At 58.3% G+C, this 12,762-nt stretch carries 10 protein-coding genes; 5 read left to right on the top strand and 5 right to left on the bottom strand.

Annotated features, from left to right (window positions below; all coding sequences use genetic code 11):
* Positions 1-33: 33 nt before the first annotated feature.
* Together gorA and NKJ21_RS09905 are read right to left on the bottom strand one after the other, a co-directional pair.
* Complete coding sequence (gorA, locus tag NKJ21_RS09910; RefSeq protein WP_012967102.1) at positions 34-1,386, bottom strand: glutathione-disulfide reductase; 1,353 nt, start codon at positions 1,384-1,386, stop codon at positions 34-36.
* A 72-nt stretch (positions 1,387-1,458) separates the two neighbouring features.
* Positions 1,459-2,301, bottom strand: coding sequence for a 23S rRNA (adenine(2030)-N(6))-methyltransferase RlmJ (locus NKJ21_RS09905; RefSeq protein ID WP_008806933.1), 843 nt, complete (start codon positions 2,299-2,301; stop codon positions 1,459-1,461).
* A gap of 193 nt (positions 2,302-2,494) precedes the next feature.
* Here NKJ21_RS09905 and NKJ21_RS09900 point away from each other — a divergent pair, with 193 nt between their 5' ends.
* The 3 genes from NKJ21_RS09900 (at position 2,495) to rsmJ (ending at position 6,751) form a co-directional block, all read left to right on the top strand.
* The gene (locus NKJ21_RS09900) at positions 2,495-3,766 is read left to right on the top strand and encodes a phosphatase PAP2 family protein (protein ID WP_047667108.1); all 1,272 of its coding nucleotides are present in this window, start codon (positions 2,495-2,497) and stop codon (positions 3,764-3,766) included.
* Positions 3,767-3,948: 182 nt separating this feature from the next.
* Positions 3,949-5,991: an oligopeptidase A gene (gene prlC, locus NKJ21_RS09895; RefSeq protein ID WP_044612950.1), complete on the top strand. Its 2,043-nt coding sequence runs from the start codon at positions 3,949-3,951 to the stop codon at positions 5,989-5,991.
* Between the two features lie 7 nt (positions 5,992-5,998).
* Positions 5,999-6,751 (top strand): 16S rRNA (guanine(1516)-N(2))-methyltransferase RsmJ, encoded by a 753-nt coding sequence (gene rsmJ, locus NKJ21_RS09890; RefSeq protein WP_022066426.1) that lies wholly within the window; start codon positions 5,999-6,001, stop codon positions 6,749-6,751.
* A gap of 145 nt (positions 6,752-6,896) precedes the next feature.
* Here rsmJ and dtpB read toward each other — a convergent pair whose 3' ends face one another.
* Both dtpB and uspA read right to left on the bottom strand, forming a co-directional pair.
* A complete protein-coding gene (gene dtpB / locus NKJ21_RS09885; RefSeq protein ID WP_008806937.1) occupies positions 6,897-8,369 on the bottom strand; it encodes a dipeptide/tripeptide permease DtpB in 1,473 nt (490 codons plus the stop codon).
* 256 nt (positions 8,370-8,625) lie between these two features.
* On the bottom strand, positions 8,626-9,063 hold the full coding sequence (gene uspA, locus NKJ21_RS09880) for a universal stress protein UspA (RefSeq protein WP_004145166.1): 438 nt from the start codon (positions 9,061-9,063) through the stop codon (positions 8,626-8,628).
* Positions 9,064-9,445: 382 nt separating this feature from the next.
* Here uspA and uspB point away from each other — a divergent pair, with 382 nt between their 5' ends.
* Positions 9,446-9,781: a universal stress protein UspB gene (uspB, locus tag NKJ21_RS09875; RefSeq protein ID WP_002921203.1), complete on the top strand. Its 336-nt coding sequence runs from the start codon at positions 9,446-9,448 to the stop codon at positions 9,779-9,781.
* A gap of 59 nt (positions 9,782-9,840) precedes the next feature.
* Here the strand turns inward: uspB and pitA are convergent, their stop codons facing one another.
* Entirely contained in the window at positions 9,841-11,337 is a 1,497-nt protein-coding gene (gene pitA / locus NKJ21_RS09870; protein WP_008806938.1) for an inorganic phosphate transporter PitA, read from the bottom strand.
* Positions 11,338-11,566: 229 nt separating this feature from the next.
* On the opposite strand from pitA, the gene NKJ21_RS09865 reads away from it, so the two are divergent.
* Positions 11,567-12,760 carry an NAD(P)/FAD-dependent oxidoreductase gene (locus NKJ21_RS09865; RefSeq protein WP_012967106.1) on the top strand — a complete coding sequence of 398 codons (1,194 nt, stop codon included), beginning with the start codon at positions 11,567-11,569 and terminating at the stop codon, positions 12,758-12,760.
* Positions 12,761-12,762 lie beyond the last annotated feature (2 nt).

The following is a 12,762-nucleotide window of genomic DNA, read 5'->3' as shown; positions in this document are numbered from 1 at the left end:
TGGGGCTTCTTTTTATCATCCGGCGATCGCGTCTTAGCGCATGGTGACGAACTCTTCTGCCGCCGTCGGGTGAATGGCAACCGTGTTGTCGAAGTCTTTTTTGGTGGCGCCCATCTTCAGGGCCACCGCAAAGCCTTGCAGCATCTCATCCATCCCGAAGCCAATGCCGTGGATCCCGACAATCTTCTCTTCCGGGCCGACGCACACCAGCTTCATGCGGCACGGCTGGCGGTGCGAGGTGACGGCGGTGTACATCGCGGTGAAAGAGGATTTGTAGACCTTCACGGCATCGTCGCCGTACTGCTCGCGCGCCTGCGGCTCGGTTAAGCCGACGGTGCCGATAGGCGGGTGGCTGAAGACCACGGTCGGGATGTTGCTGTAGTCCAGATGCTCTTCCGGCTTGTTGTTAAACAGGCGTTCGGAGAGGCGACGGCCTGCGGCCACGGCCACCGGGGTCAGCTCGACGGCGCCAGTGTTATCGCCCACCGCGTAGATGCCCGGCACGTTGGTGTTCTGGAACTTATCAACGACGATGTAGCCTTTTTCGTTGGTTTTGACGCCAGTAGCCGCCAGGTTGAAGTTATCGGTCGCCGGTTCGCGGCCAATCGCCCAAATCAGGCAATCTACGGTCTGGCTGCGGCCATCTTCCAGCTCCAGCGTCAGGCTGCCGTCGGCATTCTTGACTACCGCTTTCGGGATCGCGTTGGTGTGGAGCTGCGGGCCTTCGGCGTTCATCACTTCCACCAGGGTCTCCACGATCAGCGGATCGAAGCTGCGCAGCGGCGCGTGTTTACGCACGAACAGGTGCGTTTCGGCGCCGAGGCCGTTAATCACCCCCGCCAGCTCAACGGCGATATAGCCCGCGCCGACCACCGCCACGCGCTTCGGCAGCGCCGGCAGTTCAAAGAAACCGTCGGAATCAATACCGTATTCCACACCCGGAATATTCGGGTGGCTCGGCCGGCCGCCGGTGGCGATCAGGATATGGTCAGCGGTGATCGTCTCGCCGTTCACTTCCACGGTATGGGCATCGACAAAGCGCGCGAAGCCTTTGATCACGTCGACGTTGTTCTTACCCAGTACGTTGTCGTAGGAGGTATGGATGCGGTCGATGTAGGCGCTACGGCTGGCGACCAGCTTCTCCCAGTCGAAATGGTTGATGGTGGTATCGAAACCGTAGTCCGGGCCGTAAAGATGAATCGCTTCGCGGATCTGCGCCGCATGCCACATTACTTTTTTCGGCACGCAGCCGACGTTGACGCAGGTGCCGCCCAGTTCTTTGGCTTCAATCAGCGCGCACTTCTGGCCGTACATGGCCGCGCGGTTAATCGAGGCGATACCGCCGCTACCGCCGCCGATGGCGAGGTAATCATAATGTTTGCTCATGCCCATATGTCCTTAATCGTTGATTGCCGCGATTGTAGCGCGAGGCTTAAAAGGTTCCACCGATGGTTGCGATTACTCCGGTACGATCCAACTGACGGTGGCGTGGCCGGTGCCGGCCGGAACCAGCTTGCTGTGCAGCCACGGCAGCACATTGTTCATCTGCTGCTCCAGCTTCCACGGCGGGTTGATGACGATCATCCCGGAGGCGGTCATGCCGCGCTGGTCGCTGTCCGGACGCACCGCCAGCTCGATTTGCAGAATTTTGCGAATGCCGGTGGCTTCTAACTCTTTGATCATGCGTTTGATCTGTGCGCGCAGCACGACCGGATACCACAGGGCGTAGGTGCCGGTGGCGAAGCGTTTGTAGCCTTCGTGGATCCCGGTCACCACCGCCTGATAGTCGGTTTTAATTTCGTACGGCGGGTCGATCAGAATCAAACCGCGGCGCGATACCGGCGGCAGCTTGGCTTTCAGCTGCTGGTAGCCATCGGCTTTATCGACGCGCGCGCGGCTGTCTTTCTGGAACTCGGCGCGCAGCAGCGGGAAGTCGCTCGGGTGCAGCTCGGTCATCTGCAGGCTGTCCTGCTCGCGCAGCAGCTGGCGGGCGATCAGCGGAGAGCCCGGGTAGTAGCGCAGCTGGCCATTACGGTTGAAGTGTTCGACCACGGAAATATACGGCTCCAGCTCTGCCGGCAGGTCGTCCTGCTGCCAGATGCGGGCGATGCCTTCGAGATACTCGCCGGTACGCTCGGCGTGCTCGCCGCTCAGCTGATAGCGGCCCGCGCCAGCGTGGGTGTCCAGGTAGAGAAACGGTTTTTCTTTCTCTTTCAGCGCTTCGATGATCAGGCTCTGAACGGTGTGTTTGAGGACGTCGGCGTGGTTGCCTGCGTGAAAGCTGTGGCGATAACTGAGCATGGATACAGAGATTCCGGGAAGTAAACAAGTTAACCGATAGTTTACCGCAGATCGGCCGAGATTACCGCTGCGCCGCCGCGCTGTTTCATTTCTGCCAAAAGCGTTGCAAAACATAACGCTGTCATAAAAACGTCAAACGGCCGCGCTAGCGTCGGGTGCAGGCAAGGTAATTATCTGAATAAAAGGAAAAATAATGAAAAGGCAACTCTCACTGCTGGCCATCGCGCTGCTGCTGGCGCAACCGGTTCTGGCCAAAGACATCCCGCTGGACAGGGCGGCGGCCCTCGCCAATAGCGTGACGCCGGCTGCCTCCAGCCAGGCGTATGACGATCTTGAGCAACAGGCGCTGACGCAGCTACGTCACGCTCTGCAGGGGGATGCCGCCACGCTGACCCGCGATCGGCTGGCGCACACGAAACAAAACAAAACTCAGGCCGATACCGCCTGGCTGAAGGCCAGCGGCTATGACTTCCAGACCCGGGCCAACCAGCAGGCGGGTATTGCGCTGTTGTCGGCGTTCAGCACCCTGCCGGAGACCGTCGTGAAGCAGAATCTGGCGACGGTGACTAGCATCAATCGCGATGCCGTGCAGACGACACGCCGTCAGGCGCTGGCCGATGCGGAAGGGATTAGCTACCTCTACTTCCTCAGCGATGCGCTGGGGCCGCGGCTGGGCAAAGCGTTTCTGACCGCCTATGACCAGGGCGCGCTGGGGAAAGCGGCAGCATTGATCAAAGCCTCGGAAGTCAGCACCGGCGAGGCGAAAAAGCACTTCAACAATCCGCGGCCGTTTCTGGTTCAGGGCAACACCATTCACCTGGTGCCGGACGACGTGGTGGTGAAGGATAACCAGCCCTATACCGCCGACGGCGGCTCGTTCCCCAGCGGCCACACCAACACCGGCTATACTGATGCGCTGCTGCTGGCGGCGATGATCCCGGAGCGCTACGACGCGCTGGTAACCCGCGGCGCCCGCTATGGCTACTCGCGCATCGTGCTGGGCGTCCACTATCCGCTGGACGTGATCGGCTCGCGGATGGTGGCCGAGCGCAACGTGGCCCACTATCTTAACGATCCGCACTACCGGGTATTATTTAACGAAGCCCGCGATCAGCTGCGCGCCGCGCTGGCGAAAGCCTGCGGCACATCGCTTGCTGAGTGCGCGAAGAGCAGCGTGAAAGACGATCCCTGGCGCGATCCGGCGATGCGTGATTTCTCTCGTTTCACCATGACCTACGACCTGCCGCAGCAGAAGGGGCCGCAGCCGCGTCTGCAGGTGCCTGAGGGGGCGGAAGTGCTGCTGGAGGCTGCCCTGCCGCAACTGTCAGCGGCCCAGCGTCGGGCGTTGATGGTCAACACCGCGCTGCCGGCGGGTTACCCCCTTTCCGGCACCACCCCCGAACAACAGTTCTGGCAGCGGTTGAATCTGTCGGCGGCCTGGGAGATGGCGCAAAAAAGGCATTAATGCGGTTTCCGGCACGCTGCACCGCGTGTTGGCCTTTTCCCGCAACGGGCGGACTTATCGCAGCAATACCCAGGATGACGCACCGCCCGTCATTGAAATTCCCCCAACTATCCCCCATTCTAGATCTCATGCATAAGCGCCGGACGCGCGCTTCATTCACCCTTTTCAACAGGACAGCGCATATGACCAATCCATTACTGACGCCTTTTTCCCTGCCGCCTTTTTCTGCGATCAAACCGGAACACGTGGTCCCTGCGGTCACCAAAGCGCTGGATGATTGCCGGGCCGCGGTGGAAAGCGCGGTGGCGCACGGCGCGCCGTATAGCTGGGAAAATCTTTGCCAGCCGCTGGCGGAAGTGGACGATGTGCTGGGACGCATCTTCTCGCCAGTCAGCCATCTGAATTCGGTAAAAAACAGCCCGGAACTGCGCGAAGCTTACGAACAGACCCTGCCGCTGCTCTCCGAGTACAGTACCTGGGTTGGCCAGCATGAAGGGCTGTATAAAGCCTACCGCGACCTGCGCGATGGCGATAACTACGCCACGCTGAATACTGCGCAGAAAAAAGCGGTTGATAATGCGCTGCGCGATTTTGAATTATCCGGTATTGGCCTGCCGCCGGAGGCGCAGAAACGCTACGGTGAAATCGCCGCGCGCCTCTCTGAGCTGGGTAACCAGTACAGCAACAACGTCCTCGACGCCACCATGGGCTGGAACAAGCTGGTGACCGACGTCGCCGATCTGGCCGGTATGCCGGAAAGCGCGCTGGCCGCCGCTCAGGCTCAGGCCCAGGCGAAAGAGCAGGAAGGGTATCTGCTGACCCTGGATATCCCGAGCTACCTGCCGGTGATGACCTACTGCGACAACCAGGCGCTGCGCGAAGAGATGTACCGTGCTTACTCCACGCGTGCCTCCGATCAGGGCCCGAACGCCGGTAAATGGGATAACAGCCCGGTGATGGCGGAGATCCTCGCCCTGCGCCACGAGCTGGCGCAGCTGCTGGGCTTTGACAGCTATGCGTTTAAATCCCTCGCCACCAAAATGGCGGAGGATCCGCAGCAGGTGCTCGACTTCCTCACCGACCTGGCCAAACGCGCCCGTCCGCAGGGCGAAAAAGAGCTGGCCCAGCTGCGCGCCTTCGCCAAAGCCGAGTTTGGCATTGATGAACTGCAGCCGTGGGACATCGCCTACTACAGCGAAAAACAGAAGCAGCACCTTTACAGCATCAGCGATGAGCAGCTGCGCCCCTATTTCCCGGAAAACAAAGCCGTTAACGGCCTGTTCGAAGTGGTTAAGCGCATTTACGGCATTACTGCCAAAGAGCGTACTGATGTCGATGTGTGGCATCCGGAAGTGCGTTTCTTCGAGCTGTATGACGAAAATAACGAGCTGCGCGGCAGCTTCTATCTTGACCTGTATGCCCGTGAACATAAACGCGGCGGGGCGTGGATGGACGATTGCGTCGGTCAGATGCGTAAACTGGATGGTTCCCTGCAGAAGCCGGTCGCCTACCTGACCTGTAACTTCAACCGCCCGGTCAACGGCAAACCGGCGCTGTTCACCCACGACGAAGTGATTACCTTGTTCCACGAGTTCGGCCACGGTCTGCACCACATGCTGACCCGCATTGATACCGCCGGCGTTTCCGGCATCAGCGGGGTGCCGTGGGATGCAGTCGAACTGCCGAGCCAGTTTATGGAAAACTGGTGCTGGGAGCCGGAAGCGCTGGCGTTTATCTCCGGTCATTATGAAACCGGTGAACCGCTGCCGCAGGAGCTGCTGGAGAAAATGCTGGCGGCGAAAAACTACCAGGCGGCGATGTTTATTCTGCGCCAGCTGGAGTTCGGCCTGTTCGATTTCCGCCTGCATGCGGAATACAAGCCGGAGCAGGGGGCGAAAATTCTTGAGACCCTGGCCGAGATTAAAAAGCAGGTCGCTGTGGTGCCGGGCCCGACCTGGGGCCGTTTCCCGCATGCGTTCAGCCACATCTTCGCCGGCGGCTATGCGGCAGGTTACTACAGCTACCTGTGGGCCGACGTGCTGGCGGCAGACGCCTTCTCACGCTTCGAAGAAGAGGGGATTTTCAACCGCGAAACCGGTCAGTCGTTCCTCGACAATATCCTGAGCCGCGGCGGTTCCGAAGAGCCGATGGTGCTGTTCAAACGTTTCCGCGGCCGTGAGCCGCAGCTGGACGCGATGCTGGAGCACTACGGGATCAAGGGTTAAGTCTGCGGTGAAGATCTGCTTAATTGATGAAACAGGCGCCGGAGACGGCGCCTTATCTGTTTTAGCCGCCCGCTGGGGGCTGGAGCAGGATGAAGATAACCTGATGGCGCTGGTGCTGACGACGGAGCATCTGGAGCTGCGTAAGCGCGATGAGCCCAAACTTGGCGGCATCTTCGTCGACTTTGTCGGCGGGGCGATGGCCCACCGGCGCAAGTTTGGCGGCGGCCGCGGTGAAGCGGTCGCCAAAGCGGTGGGTATTAAAGGTGATTACCTGCCGGATGTCGTCGACGCCACCGCCGGGCTGGGACGCGATGCCTTCGTGCTGGCGTCGGTCGGTTGCCGCGTGCGAATGCTGGAGCGTAATCCGGTGGTCGCCGCGCTGCTCGACGATGGCCTGGCGCGCGGCTATGCCGATGCGGAAATTGGCGGCTGGCTGGAGGAGCGGCTGCAGCTGATCCACGCCTCCAGCCTGACGGCGCTGACCGATATCACCCCGCGTCCGCAGGTGGTGTACCTCGATCCAATGTTCCCGCATAAGCAGAAAAGCGCGCTGGTGAAGAAAGAGATGCGCGTCTTTCAGTCGCTGGTGGGGCCCGATTTAGACGCCGATGGCCTGCTGGCCCCGGCGCGCCAGCTGGCGACCAAACGGGTGGTGGTGAAGCGCCCGGATTATGCGCCGCCGCTGGCGGAGGTCGCCACGCCGAACGCGGTGGTGACCAAAGGGCATCGGTTTGATATTTACGCCGGTACGCCGGAGTAATATTACGCCGTGGTGGTATCTCCCGGATAGCGGCGCAACGCGCCTTATCCGGGCTACCGAATTGTCGCCCGGCTGAGTGTAGCGTAAGCCGGGAACCGCAATATCTGAACAAACGGCGCCAGCGCGGATCGGCCGTCTTAAACGGTTACTCGGCGCTGGCCGGGGTATTAATCATCCGGTTCAGCCACGGCACCATCAGCGCCATCACCACCGTGACGCCCAGCGTCACCAGGCCAATTTTACTGAACACATTGGTATAGACCGGCAAGGTCTGCAGCGGATCGGTGATGTTTTCCGGCACTGCGGTGAAGGTCGCTACGTAGCCGCCCAGAAGGAACGCGGCGGCCTGGGTCAGAAACCACATCCCCAGAATAAAGCCCATCAGATGCTGCGGCACCAGTGCGGCAACCATCGCCAGCCCCAGGGCGCTGATCAGCAGTTCGCCCAGGCTCTGGAACAGATAGACCAGCACAATAAACCACGGCGAGGTTAATCCCTGGGCGTCGGCAAACCACATCCCGGCGGCTGCGGCGGTCAGGAAGCCCAGCGCGCAGAGCAACATCCCGAGGGTAAACTTCACCGGCATGGTCAGGTCTTTCCCTTTGTGACCGAGATGGGTGTAGATCGCCGCCAGCACCGGACTGGCAACCACCACCCAGAAGGGATTGAGCGCCTGGAAGCTGACCGGATTGATGGTAAAGCCCAGGATCTCATGATGGACGTTGTTGATGGCGAAGAAGTTCAGCGAGGTCGGCATCTGGGCATACAGAATGTAGAACAACACCGCCTCGATCATCAGGATAAAGGCGACGAACATTTTGTTGCGTCCGGTTTTATCGAGGCGAAACGCTTCGCGGAAAAAGAACGCAATGACCACGATCGACAGGACAATCAGCACCAGGTTGGCGACCATCACGTTATGCATCAGCCAGGCGCAGAGAAAAATCATTACCACCGTCCCGGCCAGCACCAGCGCCAGATTGCGCAGGCTGAGGGGGCGATGATCCGGCTCGGAGCCAATATCTTTCACCATCCCGCGGCAGGCGAAGTAGACCAGCAGCGCGATAATCAGCCCCGCGCCGCACAGGTTATAGGTCACGGCATAGCCAAACTTTTCGGCGATCACCGGCGCCAGCGAGAGCGACAGCAGTGAACCGATGTTTATCGACATATAAAACAGGGTAAACGCCCCGTCGAGACGGGCGTCTTTAGGCGGATAGCATTTTGACAACAGGCTCGCCGGGTTGGCTTTAAACAAACCGTTGCCGACGGCGATGGTGCCGAGAGCGATAAATATCAGCTGCGGTTTCAGCAGCGACATCCCGGTCATAAAGTAGCCGATAGCCAGCACAATGGCGCCAAGCACCAGCGTGCGTTTGGTCCCCAGCAGATGGTCGCCCACGTAGCCGCCGATGGAGATCAGCCCGTAAACCAGCGCCGCGAAGGCGCCGAAGGTGATAAAGGCCTGTTCCTGAGAGAAGCCCAGCTGTTTAACAAAGAAGACCGCCAGGATCCCCTGAACGCCGTAATAGCCAAAACGTTCCCAGAGCTCCACAAAGAAGATCATGAAGAACGGACGAGGTTGCTGCAGCAAGCCCGTAGGTGCAGTAGTATTCATATTCCTTCGCCTTGTTTTACTTTCCCAAAAAGTATGAACGCGTATGCCAGAACGCGCCGAAAATGTCTGATAACTCGCCATGCTGCGGTTATTGGCTTAATGAATAGATTATTATATAGATGTTTTGGCGAATAACTGGTTGATCACACTAATTGAATGGCGATTTTATGGCTTTAATCTCTGCCATGCGGTGAGGGGAAAGCGAAAATAAAGACGCCCGCATCGGCGGGCGTCTTACGCGGATAACACGGGAAGGTTATTCGTCTTCTTCGTCGCGCAGCGGGACGATCAGCATGTCGACATGGACGGTGTTGATCAGCTGGCGGGCAGAAGACATCAGCTTGCTCCAGAAGTCCTGATGGTGGCCGCAGACCACCAGATCCATATCATATTTTTTAATCGCATCGACCAGCACCTGGCCGAGGTCGCCGCTGCCGCTCAGGGTCTCGGTGATCGGGTAGCCCGCGTTGGTGGAGAGCTCGGTCAGCGCGTGATGGGTCTCTTCGGAGATGCGTTTTTGCATGTCGCCGAGGTTAACGTCAATCAGCCCGGTGTAGAGGTCGGAGTAATTCACATCCACGTGGATCAGGGACACTTTTGCGTTATACGGGCGGGCCATAGAAACGGCTTTTTCAACCAGTACTTTACTCTCCGGGGACAGGTCTACTGCAATAAGAATATGTTTGTAAGCCATAGTGTTACTCCTTCCATAAGTTTGTCGATGACCATTGGACCTGACAGCTGGCGCTGCCGTTTCGCCCGCGTCCTGCGTGCTACATTCGCGGGAGGGTAGCCTTTAAGGACTTCATTGTAGAAGATATTTCCTACCTTATAGCGCCCCCCGCACTCCGTCAATGCACTGGGTTCACCTAAAAGTTAAACAAATTTATCCGTCTTACGTATTGATAACGAATAACCTTGTGGTAAAAAAATTAATGGATCTCCTACACTATTTAATGAGCCGGTCGGAAAAATAAATGTGATCGGAATCGCACTCTTTACGGTATCGTCGTGGGTTATTTGGGGAGCGGTAGCCGCGGAGGATTTCTCCGTGGGCGGGTCGCCGGGGAGGAGGTATGATCAGCACTATTGCGCTGTTTTGGGCCCTGTGTGTCGTTTGTGTGGTGAATATGGCACGCTACTTCTCATCGTTGCGTGCATTATTGGTGGTGCTACGTGGTTGCGATCCCTTGCTCTATCAGTATGTTGATGGCGGCGGCTTTTTTACCTCGCATGGGCAGCCCAGCAAACAGATGCGGCTGGTGTGGTATATCTACGCCCAGCGTTACCGTGACCATCACGATGATGAATTTATTCGTCGCTGCGAACGTGTCCGTCGTCAGTTTATCCTGACCAGCGCGCTGTGCGGTCTGGTGGTGGTGAGCCTGATTGCGCTGATGATCTGGCACTAACGACATCTTCGGGATAAAAAAACGGGCCAGCAAGCTGACCCGTTTTGATCGAATGACGTTTAAATCAGTTTCAGGGAGAGCCAGTAAAGGACGCCTGAAAGGATAATCGCTGCCGGAAGGGTCAACACCCAGGCCATCAGGATGCTGGTCACGGTCTTTTTCTGCAGACCACCGCCATCCACCAGCATTGTCCCCGCCACCGAGGAGGAGAGCACGTGGGTGGTGGAAACCGGCATTCCGGTGTAGCTCGCCAGACCGATAGAAACCGCTGCGGTCATCTGTGCCGACATCCCCTGAGCGTAGGTCATGCCCTTCTTACCAATCTTCTCGCCGATGGTGGTCGCCACGCGGCGCCAGCCGATCATGGTGCCGATACCTAACGCCAGCGCGACCGCCATAATAATCCAGATTGGCGCGTACTCGATGGTGCTCAGCATATCGGTTTTCAGTTTCTTCAGCAGACGCTGGTCGTCAGCGCTGACGTCCGGCAGCTTCGCCACTTTATCAGTGGTGTCGGAGATGCAGAGCATAATGCGACGCAGCTGACCGCGCTGATCCGGTGACAGTGAATCGTAGGTTTCAACGCCGGTCAGCATAGTCTTCACGCGGTCAAGCGCGTTGATAGTATTTGCTGGATGGCAATGAAACTCACCGTTGGCCGCGGTATTGGTATCCGGAGACGGAACCAACTGGTCAACACCGGTGGCTTTCTTCAGCAGGTCAGGGCGCTGCTGAAAGAAGGTTTCCACGTTGTTGACCGCGTCGCGGGTACGAGTGATTTCGTAACCGGAGGCGTTCATATTCACCACGAAGCCCGCCGGGGCGACGCCAATCAGCACCAGCATCACCAGACCAATGCCTTTCTGCCCATCGTTGGCGCCGTGGGAGAACGACACGCCGATAGCGGACAGGATCAGGGCGATACGGGTCCAGAACGGCGGTTTTTTCTTACCGTCTTTCTTTTCACGCTCTGCGGGGGTCAGGTGGATACGCGCGCGTTTTTTGGTACCGCTCCAGTAGCGACGGAGAATGAAAATCAGGCCGCCCGCAATCACCAGACCGACGATCGGCGAGATGATAAGCGAAGCAAAAATGCCGATGACTTTCGGGATATTCAGCGCATCAACCACTGAAGTACCGGTCATCAGCGCATTGGTTAAACCAATACCGATGATGGCGCCAATCAGGGTGTGAGAACTGGAGGCCGGGAGGCCGAAATACCAGGTGCCGAGGTTCCAGATGATCGCCGCCAGCAGCATAGAGAACACCATGGCGAGGCCATGTGCGGAACCCATGTTAAGCAGCAGATCGGTGGGCAGCATATGCACAATGGCATAGGCTACGCTGAGACCGCCCAGCAGAACGCCGAAGAAGTTGAAGAGCGCCGCCATCGCCACAGCAAGCTGCGACCGCATTGCGCGAGTGTAGATAACCGTAGCCACCGCGTTTGCGGTATCATGGAAACCGTTAATCGCTTCGTAAAACAGTACAAAAGCTAAAGCAAGCAATAATAATAGTCCGGTATGTAAATCCAGACCGGCAAATAAATGTAGCATAGGACGTTACGCCATTTTGAGGACATGAACGCGGCGCATTATCAGTGACTTTAGCGGCGCGGGCAAAGTGAAATATAGACTTTTTTTGATTTTCTTCCTGTTTAGGTTTTACCCTGTTGGGAGTAATCCTATATCTTTCAATGATGTATCTAATGCGGGATTTTTCCCGCTGGTGTGACCAGAGTGAAATATTTACAAAACCCGACAATTGGGGAACGAGGAACGCGGTGTGGAAAGGTTTGATGCCATTGTCGTTGGCGCCGGAGCGGCAGGAATGTTTTGCGCAGCGCAGGCGGGCCAGCTCGGCTGCCGCGTCCTGCTGCTCGATAACGGCAAAAAGCCGGGACGAAAAATTCTGATGTCCGGCGGCGGCCGCTGCAACTTTACCAACATGTATGTTGAGCCGGCGGCCTATTTGAGCCAAAACCCGCATTTTTGCAAATCTGCCCTGGCGCGCTACACCCAGTGGGACTTTATCGAGCTGGTCGGCAAATATGGCATCGCCTGGCATGAGAAGACGCTCGGCCAGCTGTTTTGTGATGATTCGGCGGAGCAGATCGTCAATCTGCTGCTCGCGGAATGCGAAAAGGGCGACGTGCAGATCCGCCTGCGCAGCGAAATCCTCAGCGTCGAGCGAGATGAACAAGGCTACCGGCTACAGGTGAACGGCGAAACGCTGATGACCAAAAAGCTGGTGATTGCCTCCGGCGGTCTGTCGATGCCGGGGCTCGGCGCCTCGCCGTTTGGCTACAAGGTGGCCGAGCAGTTCGGCCTGAAGGTACTGCCGACCCGCGCCGGGCTGGTGCCGTTTACCCTGCATAAGCCGCTGCTCGAGCAGCTTCAGGTGCTCTCCGGCGTTTCGGTGCCTTCTACCATTACCGCCGAGAACGGCACCCTGTTCCGCGAAAATCTGCTGTTTACCCATCGTGGCCTTTCCGGGCCGGCGGTGCTGCAGATATCCAGCTACTGGCAGCCCGGCGAGTTCGTCACTGTTAACTTGTTGCCGGACTGCAATCTTGAGGACTTCCTTAACGAGCAGCGCAGCGCGCATCCCAACCAGAGCCTGAAAAATACCCTGGCGATGCAGCTGCCGAAGCGGCTGGTGGAGTGTCTGCAGCAGCTGGGACAGATACCTGATGTAACACTGAAGCAACTGAACGTTCGCGATCAGCAGACGCTGGTGGAGACACTGACCGCCTGGCGCGTGCAGCCGAACGGCACCGAAGGCTACCGGACGGCGGAGGTGACCCTCGGCGGCGTGGATACTAACGAACTTTCGTCACGTACCATGGAGGCGCGTAAGGCGTCGGGTCTCTACTTTATCGGCGAAGTGATGGACGTCACCGGCTGGCTCGGCGGCTATAACTTCCAGTGGGCGTGGTCAAGCGCCTGGGCCTGCGCGCAGGCGCTGGTGGAAGGGTAATC

It is taken from the genome of Klebsiella sp. SWET4, assembly GCF_024296565.1.
In the GTDB taxonomy this organism is placed as follows: Bacteria; Pseudomonadota; Gammaproteobacteria; order Enterobacterales; family Enterobacteriaceae; genus Klebsiella; species Klebsiella variicola.
This window is presented reverse-complemented; position numbering and strand designations above follow the sequence as displayed.

Bases quoted from the DNA above. Each gene is read 5' to 3' on its own strand.
- gorA (WP_012967102.1), bottom strand. From the start codon at position 1,386: ATGAGCAAACATTATGATTACCTCGCCATCGGCGGCGGTAGCGGCGGT.
- NKJ21_RS09905 (WP_008806933.1), bottom strand. From the start codon at position 2,301: ATGCTCAGTTATCGCCACAGCTTTCACGCAGGCAACCACGCCGACGTC.
- NKJ21_RS09900 (WP_047667108.1), top strand. From the start codon at position 2,495: ATGAAAAGGCAACTCTCACTGCTGGCCATCGCGCTGCTGCTGGCGCAA.
- prlC (WP_044612950.1), top strand. From the start codon at position 3,949: ATGACCAATCCATTACTGACGCCTTTTTCCCTGCCGCCTTTTTCTGCG.
- dtpB (WP_008806937.1), bottom strand. From the start codon at position 8,369: ATGAATACTACTGCACCTACGGGCTTGCTGCAGCAACCTCGTCCGTTC.
- uspA (WP_004145166.1), bottom strand. From the start codon at position 9,063: ATGGCTTACAAACATATTCTTATTGCAGTAGACCTGTCCCCGGAGAGT.
- uspB (WP_002921203.1), top strand. From the start codon at position 9,446: ATGATCAGCACTATTGCGCTGTTTTGGGCCCTGTGTGTCGTTTGTGTG.
- pitA (WP_008806938.1), bottom strand. From the start codon at position 11,337: ATGCTACATTTATTTGCCGGTCTGGATTTACATACCGGACTATTATTA.